Source organism: Methylophaga sp. F7, assembly GCF_056863975.1.
Map to the genome: position 1 here is coordinate 1,164,168 of NZ_CM166511.1, position 18,799 is coordinate 1,182,966.

Sequence of the window (18,799 nt, forward strand, 5' to 3'; positions counted from 1 at the left end):
TCAACGGCAAAAAGATCTCAGATCTTCACAATGGGATTTCCACAGCAGTCCTTTAAATCTAATGCGCACTACCAAAGATTATTAAAGAGAGTTGTGTCGTATTATTAAGGCCGTGGCAGGAAATTTGATATTTATCAATCAATCGAAGCCTATACACTTTTGAACAATTCAAATTCAGCATTTTCGTAAATTTCTAAAATAGGGCTAAACATTTTTACGAGTAGCTAATGAAATCAAGTTTGCTAAATAAAAAAGCCCGACACTCATTAATAGTGCCGGGCCAACTTATGAAGCTGCTTTTACATTACGTTACAAGCTAAATACACTTAATACACCACCCAGTGTGGTCCAGCTTGACAGGGATTTATAGGCACCTACGGCGCCAAGGCCATCAGTATCATTTTCCAGATTATTGGTCATACCAATACCGGCCCAGCCACCAATGCCCGACAAAATTGAGATGTATTGTTTACCATCGTGTTTGTAGGAATTAACGTTGCCGATAATGCCCGATGGGGTTTTAAAGCGCCAAAGTTCACGTCCGGTTTTGGCATCCAAAGCTTTCAGATAGCCCTCCAGCGTGCCATAAAACACCACGTCACCAGCAGTAACCATTGCACCTGACCAAACTGAGAACCGTTCAGGATTTGTCCAGACGATTTTACCTTCACGAGCATCCCAGGCAATAAAGTTACCCATATTGTCTTTGGTGGCTGCAAACATATTCACTTCAGCACCGACGTATGGCTGGCCAGCTAAATATTCAACTTCAAACGGTTCCAGATCCATACAGATATGGTTGGTTGGCACATAGAACAACCCCGTTCTTGGCGAATAAGCCGCAGGTTGTTGATCTTTAGCACCATGGGCTGCAGGACAGATACCGGTTGTCTGAGTATCTTCACCATTGGCTTCAGGTGAATAGGTAGCAACGCGATCCGGAAGTCCCGTTTTCATATTGATGCTGTTGGCCCAGTTAACACTTGGGTCGAACTTTTCAGCCACCAATAATTCACCGGTTGCACGATCCATGGAGTAACCAAAGCCGTTACGGTCAAAATGCACCAGCATCTTACGCATTTTGCCTTTTACTTTCTGGTCTACCAGAATATTTTCATTAACACCGTCATAGTCCCATTCATCATGCGGTGTCATCTGATAGATCCATTTGGCCACACCGCTATCCAGATCACGAGCAAACAGGGACATGGTCCATTTGTTGTCACCGGGGCGTTGCAACGGATTCCAGGTAGATGGATTACCGGTTCCGTAGTAATAAAGATTCAGTTCAGGATCATAGGAGAACCAGCCCCAGGTGGTGCCGCCACCAATTTTCCATTGCTCGCCTTGCCAAGAATTCAATGAGGAATCTTTACCGATTGGTTGCAACATAGCGGTGGTATTTTCTGGATCGATCATCATTTCGTCATCAGGGCCGGTGCTGTATGCTTTATAGAGTGTTTTGCCATTCATATCATAGGCTTGAACATAGCCACGAACACCAAATTCACCGCCAGATATACCCACAATGATTTTGTCTTTAAAGACATTGGCATTACCGGTATTGGTTGCGCCGGTAGTGGGGGTATCACGTTTATCTGACCAGAGCACTTCACCGGTATTAATATCTAACGCCACCAACGTGGTATCCGCCTGGTTGAGGAAAATTTTACCGTCGCCATAAGATAAACCACGATTGACCACGTCACAGCACATTACTGGAACCGTTTCATCGTAGTTTTGTTTGGGTTCGTATTTCCATTTGATTGCACCGTCATTATTCAAATCCAGCGCGTAGACGATGTTTGGATAAGGTGTATGAACATACATCACATCATCAATGATCAGCGAGTTACCCTCATGACCCCGTAATACGCCGGTAGAAAAAGACCAGGCCATTTCCAGATCCTGCACGTTATTCAGATTGATTTGAGCTAATTGACTGTAACGTGTATTGGCATAGTTTCCTGCTGACATCACCCAGGTATCTGGATTCTCCTGCATGCCGAGTAACTCATCAGCAACAGTGAGACCCGGAAGCGCCAATGACATCATTGCGATAGATAATTTAGTTTTATTCATATTGTTTCCTCTATGTTAACCACCTCAAAAGCCCTTAATAAACCGTCATGTGGAATTAGCTTTTGAACGGAGTGAGGATGTTAGCAACGCGGTAATAGGAATAATTGCCCGTGTGTCCGAATCTTTTTTAACATTCTGGAACCACAGTCAAGTGAGTGAGGCAAAGAGTAGAGAGGGAGATTGAGTAAACAACTTATATATTAAGTTTGATTTACAAATTTCAGATATAAAAAAACCTCAGAAGAAGAACTTGCTGAGGTTTTTTAATAATCATTGGCTCCCCGAGCTGGACTCGAACCAGCGACCCAATGATTAACAGTCATTTGCTCTACCAACTGAGCTATCGGGGAACAGAAAGATGGCTATGATAGTGATTTGAGCCTGGAGGGTCAAGGATTAGTACTAATTTTTTTAAGTGTCTGGGCAAGACTTTAGATATGTTATTGATTGTAATATTTTTTCAACTGTATCGTGTTGATTAGCTTAAAACACTTTTCAGACCAAAGGAGGAATCAGTGGAATATATTGCTCCCATCAGCTCTGCCGTTATGGCACTTATTTGGGTGATTTATTTACAACTACTCTTTGTTCAGTATCGTCGCAGTAATCGACCTTATCTGATTTTTCATCACGCCCAGAATGAAAATCCTGATGCATTATGCCTATTGGTCAATATGGGCGAGAGAGCAATTCATATTCAATGTGTCCAGGCCGTTGTAACGATGCAATCTGGAGAAATATATGAACTTGGTGTAACCCAGTACAAACGTGTGAATGTGATGGAGCAAAATGTGCAGCAGACTCTGCGTCAGGGACCATTATTAAATGGAGGTTATCTGGTACTTGGAACCTTCAGGGATATTATTGAAAATGCTGAAGGAGAGACAATTGTGTTTGAACAGGTTGAAACGCTTGAATTAAGAGCAGCAGCTATTCATGCGCCCAGTAAACATCCAGTGGGAGCCCGACGAGGGTTTAAGCTAAAGCATGATGGAGGTTCATGCATTTTTCCAAAACAGATATCTACTGAGCAGATGGTGAACCGTAAACAACAGAAACAGGTGATTAACTGGATTGAAACAGAGCTCAACCCAGTTGATTACAGGAAAGATACTGTTGATCAGCAAAAGCGAAAAGAGCCTAATCAATAGGGTCTTTTGATCTTTCAGTCACAACAGCGACGTTGATGAAAGATCAGCAGACCTTCGGCTCAAATGCAATTAGGAGTAGCTTATTGCTCAATAAATTCAGCAATGCGCTGTAAAGCATTTTGTAAATTACTTTCGCTGGTGGCTATTGATAAACGAATATGATTTTTCAGACCAAATGCTGTTCCAGGAACCACAGCAACACCTTTTTCAACCAACAAGGCCTCTGCAAAGTCCAAGTCATCTGTTAAATCTGGTTTGTTAGCCAATACACCGCTAATATCAGGGAACACATAAAAAGTACCATCTGTTTCCAAAGCGGTAATGCCTTGTATCTGATTCAGTTTTTCGACCACAAAATCATGGCGTTTTTTGAATTCAACCAGCATGGTTTGGACGCAACCCTGATCACCATTCAAGGCCTCCACCGAGGCCGCCTGTGAAATAGAGGTGGGGTTTGATGTGCTTTGCGATTGGATTTTTTTCATCGCACCAATCAATTGAGCAGGACCACCGGCATAACCAATACGCCAGCCAGTCATTGAATAGGCTTTGGATACACCATTCATAACGATTGTGCGGTCATATAAATCAGGGCAAGCCATCACGATGTTGTAAAACGGTTCATCGGCCCAATATATAAGTTCGTACATGTCATCAGTAGCGATGAGAATGTCAGGATACTTACGCAACACTTCACCCAAAGCTTCAAGTTCAGCTTTGGTGTATGTCATACCAGTCGGATTGGACGGGCTGTTGATGACAAATAACCGGGTTTTGTCGGTGATTGCATCTTCAAGTTGTTGCGGAGTAATTTTATAACGCTGATCGCGGTCACCAATGATGATGACAGGTTTGGCATCAGCGAGTAAAACCATATCAGGATAAGATACCCAGTAAGGGGCCGGGATAATGACTTCATCGCCAGACTCTAATAAAGCCTGTGCCAGATTAAAGAAGCTTTGTTTACCGCCACATGAAACCAGAATTTGATTGGCTTCATACGTTAAACCGTTATCACGGGAAAACTTTTTGATGATGGCGCTTTTCAATTCAGCTGTACCATCAACCGCGGTATATTTGGTCTGGCCCTTATCAAGCGCTTCAATTGCTGCTTGTTTAATATGATCCGGCGTATCGAAATCCGGTTCGCCGGCACCAAGACCGATAATATCTTTACCTTCGGCTCTCAAGGCCGCGGCGCGTGCGGTAATGGCTAAAGTAGGTGAGGGTTTGATGCTTTGAACGCGCTGTGAGAGTTTGATAGTCAAAATCTGTCCTTCGAGAAACGATAGTGATTAGAAAACCGTAATATACGATAAACACGGACATTGCTAAAGAGTATGAAAAAACAATTTGAATTAGTCTGCGAGTTTGAACCGGCAGGGGATCAACCAACTGCGATAGCATCGCTGGTTGAGGGATTAAACAACGGTGAAATGTGGCAGACCCTGTTGGGGGTCACCGGCTCGGGAAAAACCTTTACGATTGCGAATGTTGCGCAAGCTGTGCAACGTCCGGTAATGGTTCTGGCACCCAATAAAACGCTGGCTGCACAACTTTATAGTGAGATGAAAGAGTTCTTTCCCAATAATGCGGTGGAATATTTCGTTTCTTACTACGATTATTATCAGCCGGAAGCCTATGTGCCGTCATCCGATACCTTTATAGATAAAGATGCCTCGGTGAACGAACAGATTGAGCAAATGCGTTTATCGGCAACCAAAGCCATGCTGGAACGGCGCGATGCGATTATCGTTTCCAGTGTCTCCTGTATTTATGGTTTGGGCGATAAAGATGCCTATCTGGCAATGGTCATGCATCTGGTTCAGGGCGATATTATCAATCAACGCGAAATTTTACGCCGCCTCGCCGAGTTGCAGTATTCGCGAAATGATATTGAACTGTCTCGCGGCACCTACCGGGTTCGTGGCGAAGTTATTGATATTTTCCCGGCAGAATCGGAGCGTGATGCGGTGCGGGTTGAACTGTTTGATGATGAAGTTGAACAAATCAGCTATTTCGATCCGTTGACCGGTGAAATATTGCAACGAATGAACCGCATTACTATCTATCCGAAAACTCACTATGCCACACCACGCGAGACCATACTCGGCGCAGTAGATTCAATTAAAGATGAGCTGCGAGAAAGGCTCGCGGTATTAAATGAACAAAATAAACTGGTGGAAGCACAGCGATTAGAACAGCGTACCCGATTTGATATTGAAATGTTGTTAGAGCTCGGTTACTGCAACGGCATTGAAAACTATTCACGGCATTTATCCACTCGACAGGCCGGGGAAGCGCCTCCTACCTTATTTGATTACCTGCCAGATGATGCGATTCTGATCATCGATGAAAGCCATGTGATGATTCCGCAGATCGGCGCTATGTATAAAGGTGACCGTTCACGTAAAGAAACACTGGTAAATTATGGTTTCCGTTTGCCTTCTGCATTAGATAATCGCCCCTTGATGTTTGATGAATGGGAGAAGCTGGCACCGCAGACCATTTTTGTTTCGGCTACACCTGGGAAATACGAAGCAGAACATGCTGGCAATATTGTCGAGCAGGTAGTGCGTCCAACCGGGTTAATCGATCCAGAAGTGGAAATCCGTCCGGTTGGCACGCAGGTCGATGATTTGCTTTCCGAGATTAATAAACGAACTGCCGTCAATGAGCGGGTTTTGGTCACCACTTTGACCAAACGTATGTCTGAAGATCTCACTGATTATCTACGCGAACACAACGTCAAAGTGCGATATCTGCATTCGGATATCGATACGGTCGAAAGGATGGAAATTCTGCGTGATTTACGGCTAGGTGAATTTGACGTGCTGGTGGGAATTAACCTATTGCGAGAAGGACTGGATTTACCTGAAGTTTCGTTGGTAGCAATTCTGGATGCTGATAAAGAAGGGTTCCTGCGCAGTGACCGTTCTCTGATTCAGACAATCGGACGTGCAGCGCGTAACCTCAATGGTAAAGCGATTTTATATGCAGACCAGATTACCGGATCCATGCGTCGGGCAATTGATGAAACCGAACGGCGACGTGAAAAGCAAATTGCTCATAACCTGGAGCATGGCATTACCCCGATGGGCATTATCAAAGCGATTCGTGGTGGCATGGATGATTCGAAAAGTAAAAAAGAGGAAAAGCTGCGCTTTGCCGAAGTGGCCGAAGAACATGCCAAATATGCCTCGCTGTCTCCACAACAATTGGCCAAACGTATTCAACAGATTGAAAATGCGATGTATAAACACGCACAGAACCTGGAGTTTGAAGAGGCGGCTAAATTAAGAGATGAACTTGATAAAGTGAGAAAGATGGCGCTAGGGCCTGTCGCTCTGTAATAGACAACTAAATACATGCCTGGGAATACTTAGTCCTTTAGCCTTCTTGACAGTATAAAGCGCTTGCAAAATATGCCTGACTGCGTATAATTTCGCGCTTCACGGCAGGCACGTAGCTCAGTTGGTTAGAGCACCACCTTGACATGGTGGGGGTCGTTGGTTCGAATCCAATCGTGCCTACCAGATATATACATCAAGCACCTCTTGCAGGTGCTTTTTGGTTTTTAAGGCCTCTCGTATTGGCCACAACCAAGGATACCGTATGATTTCAATTACCCTTCCTGATGGCAGTCAACGCCAGTTCGATCATCCCGTTTCAATCCATGATGTTGCTGCTGATATCGGTGCCGGCTTAGCCCGTGCTGCTCTGGCAGGCAAAGTGAATGGCAAGCTGGTCGATACCAATTACGTTATTGAAGATGATGCTGAATTAGCCATCATCACCGAACGTGATGAAGAAGGGCTCGATATCATCCGACATTCGACCTCACATCTGTTAGCTCAAGCTGTAAAACAACTTTATCCCGATGCACAGGTCACTATTGGCCCGGTTATCGAAGATGGCTTTTACTACGATTTTTCCTATCCAAAAGGTTTTACACCTGAAGATTTGCAAAAAATCGAAAAACGCATGGAAGAGCTGGTCAAGCAAGATCTGCAAGTGGTTCGTGAAGAAGTCACCCGTGATGCAGCAGTACAGATCTTTCGTGAAATGGGTGAAGAATATAAAGCTCAGATCATCGAAGATATTCCTAAGGATGAAATCCTGTCAGTTTATCGACAGGGTGAATTCATGGATCTATGCCGTGGTCCGCACGTACCGAATACCGGAAAACTTAAAGCATTCAAACTAATGAAACTGGCCGGTGCTTACTGGCGTGGTAAATCAGAAAATGAGATGCTGCAACGGGTTTATGGTACAGCCTGGTCAGATAAAAAAGATCTGAAAGCTTACCTGCATCGTCTGGAAGAAGCCGAAAAGCGTGACCATCGGAAGCTGGCGAAAAGTCTGGATCTGTTCCATCTGCAAGATGAAGCGGCTGGCATGATTTTCTGGCATGACAATGGCTGGCGCATCTATCGCGAAGTTGAAAAATATATCCGCGATGTACTGGCCCAAAATGACTATCAGGAAGTGCGCACTCCTCAGGTTGTCGATCGTAGTCTGTGGGAGAAATCCGGTCACTGGGACAAATTCGGTGACATGATTTTCAGCACCCATTCTGAAAACCGCGATTACGCGGTTAAACCGATGAATTGTCCTTGCCATATTCAGATATTTAATCAGGGGCTGAAAAGCTACCGTGATTTACCCTTACGTATGGCGGAATTTGGTTCATGCCATCGTAATGAACCCTCAGGCACCCTGCATGGCTTGATGCGTTTGCGTGGGTTCACTCAGGATGATGCGCATATATTCTGTACTGAAGATCAAATCCAGACTGAGGTTTCTACCTTTATTGATCTATTGTTTAACGTGTATGCCGATTTTGGTTTTAACGACATTATTATCAAGTTATCTACTCGTCCGGAAAATCGTGTCGGCAGTGATGCCGTTTGGGATAAAGCGGAGCATGCTCTTGAACAGGCATTAAATGCCAAAGATCTGGACTGGGAACTGCAACCCGGCGAGGGTGCGTTCTACGGACCGAAGATCGAATTCTCCTTAAAAGATTGTCTGGGGCGGGTCTGGCAATGTGGCACCATTCAGGTCGATTTCTCAATGCCTGGCCGATTGGATGCAACTTATGTAGCTGATGATGGTTCCAAACAAGTGCCGGTAATGTTGCATCGTGCGATTCTTGGATCACTCGAACGTTTTATCGGTATACTCATCGAAGAATATGCTGGCGCGTTTCCGGCATGGCTTGCACCTCGTCAGGTTATGGTCATGGGAATTACCGATAAACAGTCAGATTATGTTCAAAAAATTGCCCAACAATTGAAAAATCAGGGATTTAGAGCTGATACGGACTTGAGAAATGAGAAGATTGGCTTTAAAATACGCGAGCACACATTGCGTCGCGTACCTTATCTGATTGTTGTTGGGGATCGCGAAGCACAAGAAAATGCCGTGGCAGTACGTACTCGCAAAGGCGAAGATTTAGGCGCTATGTCGCTTGAGAGCTTCGTTTCCTTGCTTCAAGAAGACGTCGCTCGCCGCGGTCGAATTATTTTAGAGGATTAAAAACATCGCTACAGATCAAAAAAGGCTGAATTCTGAAATCACAGCCAGAGAAATTCGTGTAACCGATGCAAACGGTGAACAATTAGGTATTATTCCGTTGGCGAAAGCCTTGGAATTAGCTGAAGAAGCCGAGCTGGATCTGGTGGAGATTGCCCCACAGGCAGAACCACCTGTCTGCCGTATTATGGATTACGGCAAGTATGTGTTTGAGGCTAATAAACAAAAGGCCATTGCTAAGAAAAAGCAAAAACAGATACAGGTTAAGGAAATAAAATTCCGACCAGGGACAGAAGAGGGTGACTATCAGGTAAAACTACGCAACCTGACACGTTTCCTCGAAGAAGGTAATAAAACCAAAGTCAGCCTCCGCTTTCGTGGACGTGAAATGGCCCATCAGGAATTAGGACTGAAATTGCTTGAGAGAGTAGCTGATGATCTGAAAGACCTGTCGGTTATTGAGCAACATCCGAAGAAAGAGGGTCGGCAAATGATCATGGTTTTGGCACCAAGTAATAAAAAATAACTATTAATTAAATTAACAATGCGGAGTTCCAAATGCCAAAATTGAAAAATCATAGCGGTGCAGCGAAGCGTTTCAAACGCACCGGTAGCGGAAAGTTCAAACGCGCTCAAGCGTTTACTAGCCATATCCTGACCAAGAAAAGCACTAAGCGGAAACGCCAACTGCGTTCTACGCTGACAATCTGCAAAGCAGATCACTTGTCAGTCCGCAAATTATTGCCTCTTCTATAATTAAGGAGTATTCCAATGGCTAGAGTAAAACGTGGCGTAACAGCCAGAGCCCGTCATAAAAAAGTTATCGCGCAGGCCAAAGGCTATTATGGTCGTCGCAAGAATGTCTATCGTGTAGCTGTCCAGGCAGTTACCAAAGCCGGTCAATATGCATACCGTGATCGTCGTCAGAAAAAACGTGTATTTCGTACATTGTGGATTGCACGTATTAACGCTGCTGCCCGTGAATGTGGAATTTCGTACAGTCGTTTGATCGATGGTCTGAAAAAATCATCTATTGAAATCGATCGTAAAGTACTGGCAGATATTGCTTATCACGATTCTGCTGCATTTGCTGCTATTGCTGCAAAAGCAAAGGCGGCTTTGGCTAACTAATCAGTCGGTTCGCTTTAGCGCGGATCTTATTATTAGTTACACAGGAAAGGGCCGTTGATGACGGCCCTTTTTTATTTCTGATTGATCCTCAGGTGGAGGAAATATGGCTGAACTGTCATCGCAGTTACTGGCATTAAAAGAGATTGTTGAGGCAGCGAAGACCGCGATTGAAAACGCGACCGATGCCAAGACGCTGGACAATGTTCGAGTTGAGTATCTCGGCAAAAAAGGCTTAATTACTGGCTATGTAAAAGAGTTGGGTAATCTGAGTGTTGAAGAACGGCCTTTAATTGGTAAAGAAGTCAATCTGGCCAAGCAGGAAGTAGCGGGTCTCACCGAAGCGCGTACCAAAGTTCTGGCTGAACAGGCTATGCAGGCTGCACTGGCTGCAGAAACAGTAGATGTGACACTACCAGGTCGTAATGCTGAAGTCGGTGGTCTGCATCCGGTGACCCGCACCCTGCAGCGTATTGAACAGTATTTCCGTCAAATCGGCTTTCAAATTGCCGAGGGGCCGGAAATCGAAGACGGTGATCACAACTTCACGGCATTGAATATTCCCGAAAGTCATCCTGCGCGTGCGATGCATGACACATTTTATTTTAACGCTGAAATGCTGCTGCGCACTCATACTTCTCCGGTGCAAATCCGGGTCATGGAAAATGAACAGCCACCTTTACGAATCATCGCCCCGGGCCGGGTATATCGCTGTGATTCAGATTTAACTCACACACCAATGTTCCATCAGGTAGAAGGTTTGATGGTGGATGAAAATGTCAGCTTTACTGATTTGAAAGGTATTTTGGCAGACTTCCTTCAGGCGTTCTTTGAAAAGCCGCTGAATGTACGGTTTCGCCCTTCCTACTTTCCTTTTACCGAACCCTCGGCAGAAGCTGATATTGAATGTGTTATCTGTGGTGGTGAAGGCTGTCGGGTCTGCAGTCATACCGGCTGGCTGGAAGTACTGGGCTGCGGAATGGTGCATCCTAAAGTATTCGAGCACGTCAATATTGATAGTGAAAAATATCTGGGTCTGGCATTTGGCATGGGTGTTGAGCGGCTGGCAATGCTGCGATACGGCGTGAATGATCTGCGATTATTTTTTGAGAACGATCTGCGCTTCCTGCGTCAGTTCAAATAGGATAGGAAGTTCGCCATGAAATTAAGTGAAAATTGGCTACGGGAATGGGTAAATCCTGATTTTGATGTGCAGGTCATTGCCGAGAAACTGACTCAGGCGGGTCTGGAAGTCGATTCGGTTTCGCCTGTGGCCGGAGATTTCTCAGGTGTATTGGTCGGACAGGTTAAATCGGTTGTTCCGCATCCAGATGCCGATAAATTGCGGGTTTGTGAAGTAGATGTTGCCGGGGATGCGTTATTGCATATTGTCTGTGGTGCCAGCAACGTTCGTGAAGGTTTGAAAATTCCGGTTGCCGTTGTTGGTGCAGTTCTGCCAGGCGATTTTAAAATTAAAAAAGCCAAACTGCGTGGTGAGCCATCATTCGGGATGTTATGTTCAGCAAAAGAGTTAGGTTTGGCAGAATCTTCTGAAGGATTACTGGAATTACCTGACGATGCACCGGTTGGCAGTGATATCCGAGAATATCTGGCATTAAATGATTTCACTATTGAAGTCGATTTAACACCAAACCGCAGTGATTGTCTGGGTGTTGCCGGTATTGCACGCGAATTGGGTGTGATTAGCCGAACCAATCTGACACCCGTCACTATTAATGAAATAGCGGCATCTGTTCAGACAACATTTCCAATTTCAGTAGAAGCCAAACAAGCCTGCCCGAATTATATTGGTCGGGTAATTGAAAATATCAGTCCTGATGCCAAAACACCGTTATGGATGCAGGAAAAACTGCGTCGCAGTGGATTACGGAGTCTGAGCGCCGTGGTGGACATCACTAATTATGTGATGTTGGAGCTGGGGCAGCCAATGCATGCATTTGATCTACAGAAGTTACAGCAGAGCATTATTGTAAGGTTTGCCAAGGCAGACGAAAAACTGACGTTATTGGATGGTCAGCAAGTTGAGATTGCTCAACAGACATTGGTTATTGCCGATGCGTCTGGTCCGCTGGCTCTTGCCGGTGTAATGGGTGGAGAAGCTTCCGCGGTTGATGATAAAACAACATCATTGTTTCTCGAAGCGGCTTTCTTCACGCCTGATGCGATTGCTGGGCAGGCCAGAAGTTATGGATTACATACTGATTCATCGCACCGCTTTGAAAGGGGTGTTGATCCTCAACTTGCACAACAGGCGATGCAACGTGCCACTCAGCTGATTCTGGAAATTGCCGGTGGTCAGGCAGGCCCGTTAACTGTTATCAGTGAGGAAAGTGCGTTACCTGAAACGCCGCAAATTCTGCTACGTGCAAATCGTATTAAACGGGTGTTGGGAATTGAGTTGGAAGCTGCTGAAGTAGAAGAACAGCTGACACGGTTGGGGCTGGAAGTTACTGCAGTCAGAGATGGCTGGCTGGTGATTGTGCCAAGTTTCCGTTTTGATATTAATATCGAAGTGGATTTGATTGAAGAATTAGGTCGTCTCTACGGCTACGATCGGTTGCCGCAAACCCGGCCTGAAATCAGTGTATTGCCAGGTGCAATTTCAGAAAAACGGCTTGCCACAGAACGTCTACAAAGTCTGTTGGTAGATCGTGGTTATTTTGAAGCAATTACCTACAGCTTTGTTGACCCGACATTACAAAAACACTTTGCCGACAGTGATATTGAACCCATCAAATTAGCCAATCCGATATCAGCGGATCTATCAGTAATGCGTCATTCACTTTGGCCGGGTCTGGTGCAGGCGATGGTTTACAACCTGAATCGTCAGCAGGACCGGATTAGGTTGTTTGAAGTGGGTCGAGTGTTCCGGGGGAATTGGCTGATATCGATCAGTATTTGTGTATTGGTGGACTGGTCTATGGCGATGTTCATCCTGAACAATGGGCGGAAAAAATTCGTAACGTTGATTTTTATGATGTGAAAGCTGATGTCGAAGCATTATTGGCGCTGGGAAATGGCAAGGTTGAATTTCGTGCTGAAACACATCCTGCATTGCATCCTGGACAAGCTGCACGTATCTATCAAAATGATACACCGGTGGGTTGGTTGGGAGCACTGCATCCCAAACTGAATAAGCCATTAGGCTTTACTGGTAAAGCGTATGTTTTCGAATTAGCGTTAACGGTTTGTCTGCAATCTGCCATTCCAACATTTACTGCTTTATCGCGTTATCCTGCTATTCGCAGAGATCTCGCATTGGTTGTCGACAATTCCATTGTAGGCGTTGAAATTGAGCATTGCCTGAAAGGTATCGAGTCTGATATTCTTAAGTCAATTCAATTGTTTGACGTTTATTCTGGAGATGGTGTCGAGCTTGGCAAGAAAAGTATTGCGGTCGCTTTCCATCTTCAACATGGTGAGCGAACCATGACCGACGATGAAGTCGATGCATTAATGCTGCAAATTACCAACAAGCTACAAAGTGAGTTGGGTGCGGTTGTTAGAACCTAACGTCGGTTCAATAATAAGAATAGAGGTAAAGAATGGCACTCACAAAAGCCGATATGACTGAACAACTTTATGAAGAGTTGGGATTTAATAAACGTGAAGCAAAAGAACTGGTCGAAATGTTCTTTGAAGAAATCCGTGGAGCACTTGAGGAAGGTGATCAAGTGAAACTGTCAGGGTTTGGTAATTTTGAACTGCGCGACAAAAATGAACGGCCAGGCCGTAACCCGAAAACGGGTGAAGAAATTCCAATCACCGCCCGTCGTGTTGTTACTTTTCGTCCTGGCCAAAAACTGAAAGCAAGGGTGGACAGTTATGCTAGAGGCGAGTAATAACAACGAACTACCTGCAATTCCGGGTAAACGCTACTTTACCATTGGTGAAGTCAGTGAGTTATGTGGGGTGAAACCACATGTTCTGCGCTACTGGGAGCAGGAGTTTACCCAGCTCAAACCCGTTAAACGCCGTGGTAATCGCCGTTATTACCAACGCCATGATGTGGTGCTGATTCGTGAAATTCGTGGCTTGCTTTATGAACAGGGGTTTACCATTGGTGGTGCCCGCCAGCAATTGGAAACGGAACACAAACCAGAAGCTGCCTCCAGTAATGAAAATCGCAAACAACTGATTGATGAAATGCTGAAAGAGCTGGAACAAATTCGTACGATACTGGCTTAATACGTTATAATTTCACTGTTTTGTTGCTTGTCGGGGCATGGCGCAGCCTGGTAGCGCACTTGCATGGGGTGCAAGGTGGTTTTTCAATAAAATCATCATGTTACCCCAAAAAGTGCGAAAAAGAACTGTCACTTATACCCGCATTTTTACTTGCTTCGCTATTTTGTTTTCGCAGCTTTAGGCCGCATTCCTCCGTAAATTAAATATAGCGGATTTTGGTGGCAAGAAAAGCTCATCGACACTCAAGCCTTTCTGTATTCGAGAATAAACCGTTTGAGGGTGTAACCCTTTTTCTCTAGCCCACTGGGCTGGCGTCATTACCTTGCCCTCATATTCAATATAAATATTCTTTCTAGTATTATTGGCCTGGCAATACCAGTCAACCCATCGGCAATTACCTGGCTCATAATTACCGTCATTATTGATGCGGTCAATCGTCAGGTTTTTTTCATATCCGGCACGTAAAGCCCAGTCGCGAAATGGTTCATAATCCATCCATTCTGCACATACCTTGATACCTCGACCGCCATAACTTTCATAGTGACTGTAAGACTTGCATGAGCAGCGACCTTTCATTAAATGCCATATTGAATAAAGTCTAGTGCCAGTTTCATTATGGGATAATCTGTTGGGCTTTTCTTTTTGAAGACAGCCGCATGATTTTGTGCTTCCTTTTATCATGTCGCCATATCTTATGCTTTTTTCGACTCCACAATCACATAATGTTTTGGCAAAGAAAGCCCCGCAATCACCTTGATGGCTCATACCTAAAATAAGCAATCGTTCAAATCTTTTCCCAGTATATGATGGGTAATCTCTTTTTTTCATTTACTTACCTCGTCGGCTCAACTAAATGTTTTTTTCTATCGTAAGTTGCCAACATGCGTGGGTCTTTATGCCCCGATGCTGCCAACTTATCCCCGGTCGCGTTTGAGACCCCCATGGCTTTTAAATCATGGTAATTAAACGCCTCAATGCCCGCTTCAACCATTAGCTTTTTCAGTCGCGTCCATGCAGACTTAAATGCTTCTTCCGTAATTTTCTGACCGTTCTTATCGTGAATGATGTACATACTTTTCACGTCACCAGCATTGTAGTTCACCGCGGCACGCAATCTGTCAGACCATAACGTGATCGCACTTCGACTACCTTTAGTTCGTAGAGTGTCAAAGCCTTGCTCGAGTATCTGTGATCGCTTGGCATTTAACACTTCAATCCGACGCATACGGCACAGATAAGCCATTTCCATTGCTGGCTGCAGATAGGGGTAGCGTGCCGCTAATTCATAAGCCACAGCATATTCAGCATCGGTCACATAACGTGTGCGTGATTCTTCTTTATTCTTACGCACAACAGAACACGGATTAGGTTTATCAATTAGATCCCGTTCCAGCGCCCAATTCCATGCCACACTAATCAATGCCACTTCACGGTTGCCGGCCTTCGGTGACTTGTCACGATCCCGCGCATCGAGATACTGACGCATACCTCCAGGCGTAATCATTTTCAATTCAGCACTACCAAACTGCTTGCCGTTTTTCATCGTATAGTCGCAAATACGCTTCGCCATTTCAGTTTGATATTTCTGAGTACTTGCCGCTTTGCTTAAAAATTCTTTGCTCTTTTTGTATTCAGCCATGAGCCATGACAGATTTTTAACAGTGTGCTTTATATGGTTCTCATAGCACCGCCACACTTCCGATATTGGCGCATCAGAAGGGCAGAGTGTAACCGCAGTCATTTTGTTGCCCTTGCCAGCATACACCCGCATCTGATATCCGTGTTTCCGCTTATACACATAAGGCGGTAAACCATTTGCACGTTTTTTAGGGGCCATTAGAAAGCAACCTCATCACTGACTCTGCGATCTAAAAGACTAGCATTGACTGCATCAAGAGTGGTAATCGGCTGATTTCTTCTATCTAATCGGTAAGGGATATTATTTTCTCTTAACCACGTCATTTGCTTTGCGGGCTGCTTATAGCCAGTCCACAATGCAAGGTCTTCTGAGGTTAAGAGGGCGCTCATTAGCTGTTTATTATTCCTGATACTTTCATTAAGGCCATTGTTAATCCTCTTTACCTTGGCTAACATAGCTAAGCGGGCTTGTTAAATCAGACGTGCTGTTAAAATCAAAACCGTGCAGGGAGTTTATAAAGTCACCTCCTTTATAAAACTGGTGTTCATATTCAATCGGCTCAAACTCCCACCCATCAAGCTTGCTCAGGTATTCAATCAAGTCACCATTAGTATTTTTACTTAACTCCCTCTCAACTGATTCCCACAGCGCCTTTGGCAATATGGCTTTATCGTAAAAGCTAAAAAAGTTAATGGCACTTATCTGAGAGTCAATTACCATAGGGAAATTACTGCGCCAAGGCTTCACACCAACAAACTTACAGTCCATCAGGTAGGACTGCCCTTGACCACGGAGCTGTGCCTCATCAGGATTGTCTGCGTGCTTGGCTGACTCCTTCCATGCGTCCTGTACTCGGTGTATTTCGGATTGGATGAATTTTAAATCCTGAAACTGCTGATATTCTTCATCTGTGATGTATGGCATTTTATTTTCCTTTACCAGTTAATTTCCCCAAAACCCACTTAAACGGATAAACAAAAAGCAGGTAGGGGATGGCAATTACAATTTCTTTTATGAGCTTGCCTGCGTTGTCCATTGTTAGTCCTTATTCAATTCGGTGATGATGCTAAAGACAGAATGTCTCTATTTCGCTTTTATCGGCTTCCCATTTCTTCTGAACACTTTCTTTAAGTTCTCTATAGGGTCTCGAGAGGTCTGACACGCCCATTGGCGTCATATCATAAGGTTCCGCCATATCAACTTTAATCACCCTTGGCCCAACTAAATGAATATGAAAGCCAATTCGACGCCAGCCTGCATCAGTTATTTTTACGATGTTTTTCGTATCAATTTCGTGACCTTCGACTCGTATGATTGTCATTTCATTAATCCTTATTCAATTTAGACGTGATGCGTAGTGAAGCATTGGCGCATCATTCTTTAAGTAAAGAGGGTGCCCAGGCTGTCCTTTATTTGTGAGTGATAAGCAAAAGGTGTTAGCAGCTGCTTGATTAAGGATCGTTATTACCTGGTTTATTCTTTCGTGCAAAGCGTTTGCGCCCCACGCACAAATAACATCACGTCCACGGCAAAGCTCAAATATATGCTTGTCATTGTCCGGACCAACAGGGTCGCTTGCTGCCAGCATTATCTTGGGATCGGTTGACCGGTAGGCGTACAGATTGACCACAATGATTCCGTCATATCCAAACCCTTTAGCGTACTTTCTACACTTGGCTATTGTCCTATCATCGGTTTCAGCATCAGCTGTTGATGGGTTCAGCATGCAGAAAACCAACGGCTTATTCCCAACGTCACGATAAAGCGCGTAACGGTATCGTTTGCATTCACTTATGATGGCTCCCATATCACTTACCCTCTAGGCTGTTGGCGTATTCAAGTTCAACTTTGTATGCGAACTCATAAAGGTCTTGTCTATCAATAAAAAACCGATGGTCATCAAAGGTTTTAAAAGCCATGCAATTTTCAGCAGCTAGTCGAATGCCCTGCGCCTTAGCCGCCTTAAGCTGCTGCTCAAGGGATACATTCCTCTCTTGTAGCTGCTTTATGAATTGCTCAGAAACACATACTTTCTTTTCACTCATTCCCCATCACTCCCATTGGTTTGTTGTTGGCGTAGCCGTTTCAATATCTCTTGTCGCATCCACTCAGCGCCAAACTCAATACCTATTCTATGGACGGGCGCATACTTATTTCTAAATTCAGATATTTCGTCGTCGGTTATTTTGCATGCCTTTTCAATTAATTCAGCGTCACCGCTTGCCGTTTTCAGTTGCTGCTCAAGTTCGGTGATGCGTTGCTTTAATTCACTATATTCAACTGAGGAAACAAGCGCTTTGATAACCCGAATATCTCTATCAGTCACGAATCGGCTGTCAAGAATTTTTATAATTTCACTCATCCCCATCACTCCCATTGGTTTGTTGTTGGCGTAGCTCTCTGGCGTACGACTCATTCATCATCTTCCAGATATCCTTCATGGTGTCCCAAGGCACTTGAACGGTTAGGTTTGAGCTTCCATTTTCCCCTGACTCACCATGACAGATATCACAATCATCATCCTGCTCATGCCAGCATTGAGGGCAGCAGTTACCGTTCTCAATTACGAAGCTAACCTTACCCATGCAGTCCGCTTTCATTTGTGATGAAGCTTTTGCTTTCTCAACAGCCGCTGCTTCGATGTGTTGTAGGTTTTGTGGTTTGGTTTCGTTTAATACCCTTTCAGCATTGGAATATCCGCAATCACATTCCATATTTGCGTAATGGATAGAATCGCACTCTGGATCGTGTCCATGCTCCATGATTTCAGACAAAGCACCCGATAGCCTAGCAACTCTCGCAACCAGCTCATCGTTTTGGCGTTGAAGCTGGTCAATCTTTTGCTCTCGACCTTCTGCCAGCCTCTGAACCATATCCCAAACTTCTTCGTATATAGGCCATCCTTTTTCGACCACAACGCAAGCAACAGATTTAGTTCCGTGTTTTGCGCATAACTCAGAAAACTCTTGAAAAAATGCATCTTTCTGCTTTGGAAGAAGACGCTTAATTTTTGTAACCCCATAACGGGTTTCTCTTTGAAATTCACTCATAA

22 protein-coding genes and 2 tRNA genes are annotated in these 18,799 nt (G+C 44.5%); 12 read left to right on the forward strand and 12 right to left on the reverse strand.

The genetic code is table 11. The annotated features are described in order from the left end of the window. Nucleotides 1–309: 309 nt before the first annotated feature. Nucleotides 310–2,082, reverse strand: coding sequence for a methanol/ethanol family PQQ-dependent dehydrogenase (locus AC08OG_RS05945; protein WP_482930314.1), 1,773 nt, complete (start codon nt 2,080–2,082; stop codon nt 310–312). Nucleotides 2,083–2,356: 274 nt separating this feature from the next. Further along, nucleotides 2,357–2,432: transfer RNA gene (locus tag AC08OG_RS05950), tRNA-Asn, on the reverse strand. Between the two features lie 165 nt (nt 2,433–2,597). Here AC08OG_RS05950 and AC08OG_RS05955 point away from each other — a divergent pair. Next, nucleotides 2,598–3,233 carry a hypothetical protein gene (locus AC08OG_RS05955; protein ID WP_482930315.1) on the forward strand — a complete coding sequence of 212 codons (636 nt, stop codon included), beginning with the start codon at nt 2,598–2,600 and terminating at the stop codon, nt 3,231–3,233. Between the two features lie 80 nt (nt 3,234–3,313). On the opposite strand, the gene AC08OG_RS05960 is transcribed toward AC08OG_RS05955, so the two are convergent. Then, nucleotides 3,314–4,501 carry a pyridoxal phosphate-dependent aminotransferase gene (locus AC08OG_RS05960; RefSeq protein ID WP_482930316.1) on the reverse strand — a complete coding sequence of 396 codons (1,188 nt, stop codon included), beginning with the start codon at nt 4,499–4,501 and terminating at the stop codon, nt 3,314–3,316. Nucleotides 4,502–4,573: 72 nt separating this feature from the next. Here AC08OG_RS05960 and uvrB point away from each other — a divergent pair, with 72 nt between their 5' ends. The 11 genes from uvrB to AC08OG_RS06015 all read left to right on the forward strand — a co-directional run bounded on the left by uvrB (nt 4,574) and on the right by AC08OG_RS06015 (nt 14,108). Next, nucleotides 4,574–6,586 carry an excinuclease ABC subunit UvrB gene (gene uvrB, locus AC08OG_RS05965; RefSeq protein WP_482930317.1) on the forward strand — a complete coding sequence of 671 codons (2,013 nt, stop codon included), beginning with the start codon at nt 4,574–4,576 and terminating at the stop codon, nt 6,584–6,586. 106 nt (nt 6,587–6,692) lie between these two features. After that, nucleotides 6,693–6,769 (forward strand) — tRNA-Val (locus AC08OG_RS05970). Nucleotides 6,770–6,848: 79 nt separating this feature from the next. Then, nucleotides 6,849–8,774 carry a threonine--tRNA ligase gene (thrS, locus tag AC08OG_RS05975; protein ID WP_482930318.1) on the forward strand — a complete coding sequence of 642 codons (1,926 nt, stop codon included), beginning with the start codon at nt 6,849–6,851 and terminating at the stop codon, nt 8,772–8,774. Beyond that, nucleotides 8,770–9,297, forward strand: a complete 528-nt coding sequence (infC, locus tag AC08OG_RS05980) for a translation initiation factor IF-3 (protein ID WP_339777700.1) — start codon at nt 8,770–8,772, stop codon at nt 9,295–9,297. The genes thrS and infC overlap by 5 nt, the downstream gene beginning before the upstream one ends. A gap of 32 nt (nt 9,298–9,329) precedes the next feature. Further along, on the forward strand, nt 9,330–9,527 hold the full coding sequence (gene rpmI, locus AC08OG_RS05985; protein ID WP_014706666.1) for a 50S ribosomal protein L35: 198 nt from the start codon (nt 9,330–9,332) through the stop codon (nt 9,525–9,527). Between the two features lie 15 nt (nt 9,528–9,542). Next, nucleotides 9,543–9,902: a 50S ribosomal protein L20 gene (gene rplT / locus AC08OG_RS05990; protein ID WP_014706667.1), complete on the forward strand. Its 360-nt coding sequence runs from the start codon at nt 9,543–9,545 to the stop codon at nt 9,900–9,902. A 103-nt stretch (nt 9,903–10,005) separates the two neighbouring features. Next, nucleotides 10,006–11,043, forward strand: coding sequence for a phenylalanine--tRNA ligase subunit alpha (gene pheS, locus AC08OG_RS05995; RefSeq protein WP_482930319.1), 1,038 nt, complete (start codon nt 10,006–10,008; stop codon nt 11,041–11,043). A gap of 15 nt (nt 11,044–11,058) precedes the next feature. Then, the gene (gene pheT, locus AC08OG_RS06000; RefSeq protein WP_482930320.1) at nt 11,059–12,903 is read left to right on the forward strand and encodes a phenylalanine--tRNA ligase subunit beta; all 1,845 of its coding nucleotides are present in this window, start codon (nt 11,059–11,061) and stop codon (nt 12,901–12,903) included. After that, a complete protein-coding gene (locus AC08OG_RS06005; RefSeq protein WP_482930321.1) occupies nt 12,798–13,433 on the forward strand; it encodes a phenylalanine--tRNA ligase subunit beta-related protein in 636 nt (211 codons plus the stop codon). The genes pheT and AC08OG_RS06005 overlap by 106 nt, the downstream gene beginning before the upstream one ends. 32 nt (nt 13,434–13,465) lie before the next feature. Then, nucleotides 13,466–13,762, forward strand: a complete 297-nt coding sequence (gene ihfA, locus AC08OG_RS06010) for an integration host factor subunit alpha (protein ID WP_014706670.1) — start codon at nt 13,466–13,468, stop codon at nt 13,760–13,762. Continuing rightward, on the forward strand, nt 13,746–14,108 hold the full coding sequence (locus tag AC08OG_RS06015; protein ID WP_482930322.1) for a MerR family transcriptional regulator: 363 nt from the start codon (nt 13,746–13,748) through the stop codon (nt 14,106–14,108). Before ihfA ends, AC08OG_RS06015 begins: the two co-directional genes overlap by 17 nt. A 177-nt stretch (nt 14,109–14,285) precedes the next feature. On the opposite strand, the gene AC08OG_RS06020 is transcribed toward AC08OG_RS06015, so the two are convergent. The 9 genes from AC08OG_RS06020 to AC08OG_RS06060 all read right to left on the reverse strand — a co-directional run bounded on the left by AC08OG_RS06020 (nt 14,286) and on the right by AC08OG_RS06060 (nt 18,797). Beyond that, nucleotides 14,286–14,936, reverse strand: coding sequence for a hypothetical protein (locus AC08OG_RS06020; protein ID WP_482930323.1), 651 nt, complete (start codon nt 14,934–14,936; stop codon nt 14,286–14,288). 4 nt (nt 14,937–14,940) lie between these two features. Continuing rightward, complete coding sequence (locus AC08OG_RS06025) at nt 14,941–15,747, reverse strand: site-specific integrase (protein WP_482930324.1); 807 nt, start codon at nt 15,745–15,747, stop codon at nt 14,941–14,943. Between the two features lie 197 nt (nt 15,748–15,944). Next, the gene (locus AC08OG_RS06030) at nt 15,945–16,202 is read right to left on the reverse strand and encodes a DUF4224 domain-containing protein (protein WP_482930325.1); all 258 of its coding nucleotides are present in this window, start codon (nt 16,200–16,202) and stop codon (nt 15,945–15,947) included. Then, nucleotides 16,177–16,671: a hypothetical protein gene (locus AC08OG_RS06035; protein WP_482930326.1), complete on the reverse strand. Its 495-nt coding sequence runs from the start codon at nt 16,669–16,671 to the stop codon at nt 16,177–16,179. Before AC08OG_RS06035 ends, AC08OG_RS06030 begins: the two co-directional genes overlap by 26 nt. Nucleotides 16,672–16,813: 142 nt before the next feature. Further along, entirely contained in the window at nt 16,814–17,068 is a 255-nt protein-coding gene (locus tag AC08OG_RS06040) for a hypothetical protein (protein ID WP_482930327.1), read from the reverse strand. Between the two features lie 15 nt (nt 17,069–17,083). Beyond that, the gene (locus AC08OG_RS06045; RefSeq protein WP_482930328.1) at nt 17,084–17,554 is read right to left on the reverse strand and encodes a DUF1643 domain-containing protein; all 471 of its coding nucleotides are present in this window, start codon (nt 17,552–17,554) and stop codon (nt 17,084–17,086) included. Between the two features lies 1 nt (nt 17,555). Beyond that, on the reverse strand, nt 17,556–17,792 hold the full coding sequence (locus AC08OG_RS06050; protein ID WP_482930329.1) for a hypothetical protein: 237 nt from the start codon (nt 17,790–17,792) through the stop codon (nt 17,556–17,558). Continuing rightward, nucleotides 17,789–18,109, reverse strand: coding sequence for a hypothetical protein (locus tag AC08OG_RS06055; protein ID WP_482930330.1), 321 nt, complete (start codon nt 18,107–18,109; stop codon nt 17,789–17,791). The genes AC08OG_RS06050 and AC08OG_RS06055 overlap by 4 nt, the downstream gene beginning before the upstream one ends. Beyond that, on the reverse strand, nt 18,102–18,797 hold the full coding sequence (locus tag AC08OG_RS06060) for a hypothetical protein (RefSeq protein ID WP_482930331.1): 696 nt from the start codon (nt 18,795–18,797) through the stop codon (nt 18,102–18,104). Before AC08OG_RS06060 ends, AC08OG_RS06055 begins: the two co-directional genes overlap by 8 nt. Nucleotides 18,798–18,799: the final 2 nt, after the last annotated feature.

Coding starts and splice junctions, on each gene's coding strand:
- rpmI (WP_014706666.1), top strand. CDS start 9,330: ATGCCAAAATTGAAAAATCATAGCGGTGCAGCGAAGCGTTTCAAACGC.
- AC08OG_RS06055 (WP_482930330.1), bottom strand. CDS start 18,109: ATGAGTGAAATTATAAAAATTCTTGACAGCCGATTCGTGACTGATAGA.
- pheT (WP_482930320.1), top strand. CDS start 11,059: ATGAAATTAAGTGAAAATTGGCTACGGGAATGGGTAAATCCTGATTTT.
- pheS (WP_482930319.1), top strand. CDS start 10,006: ATGGCTGAACTGTCATCGCAGTTACTGGCATTAAAAGAGATTGTTGAG.
- thrS (WP_482930318.1), top strand. CDS start 6,849: ATGATTTCAATTACCCTTCCTGATGGCAGTCAACGCCAGTTCGATCAT.
- AC08OG_RS06050 (WP_482930329.1), bottom strand. CDS start 17,792: ATGAGTGAAAAGAAAGTATGTGTTTCTGAGCAATTCATAAAGCAGCTA.
- AC08OG_RS06045 (WP_482930328.1), bottom strand. CDS start 17,554: ATGGGAGCCATCATAAGTGAATGCAAACGATACCGTTACGCGCTTTAT.
- rplT (WP_014706667.1), top strand. CDS start 9,543: ATGGCTAGAGTAAAACGTGGCGTAACAGCCAGAGCCCGTCATAAAAAA.
- AC08OG_RS06015 (WP_482930322.1), top strand. CDS start 13,746: ATGCTAGAGGCGAGTAATAACAACGAACTACCTGCAATTCCGGGTAAA.
- ihfA (WP_014706670.1), top strand. CDS start 13,466: ATGGCACTCACAAAAGCCGATATGACTGAACAACTTTATGAAGAGTTG.
- AC08OG_RS06025 (WP_482930324.1), bottom strand. CDS start 15,747: ATGGCTGAATACAAAAAGAGCAAAGAATTTTTAAGCAAAGCGGCAAGT.
- AC08OG_RS05945 (WP_482930314.1), bottom strand. CDS start 2,082: ATGAATAAAACTAAATTATCTATCGCAATGATGTCATTGGCGCTTCCG.
- AC08OG_RS06040 (WP_482930327.1), bottom strand. CDS start 17,068: ATGACAATCATACGAGTCGAAGGTCACGAAATTGATACGAAAAACATC.
- AC08OG_RS06060 (WP_482930331.1), bottom strand. CDS start 18,797: ATGAGTGAATTTCAAAGAGAAACCCGTTATGGGGTTACAAAAATTAAG.
- AC08OG_RS06020 (WP_482930323.1), bottom strand. CDS start 14,936: ATGAAAAAAAGAGATTACCCATCATATACTGGGAAAAGATTTGAACGA.
- AC08OG_RS06030 (WP_482930325.1), bottom strand. CDS start 16,202: ATGTTAGCCAAGGTAAAGAGGATTAACAATGGCCTTAATGAAAGTATC.
- AC08OG_RS06035 (WP_482930326.1), bottom strand. CDS start 16,671: ATGCCATACATCACAGATGAAGAATATCAGCAGTTTCAGGATTTAAAA.
- uvrB (WP_482930317.1), top strand. CDS start 4,574: ATGAAAAAACAATTTGAATTAGTCTGCGAGTTTGAACCGGCAGGGGAT.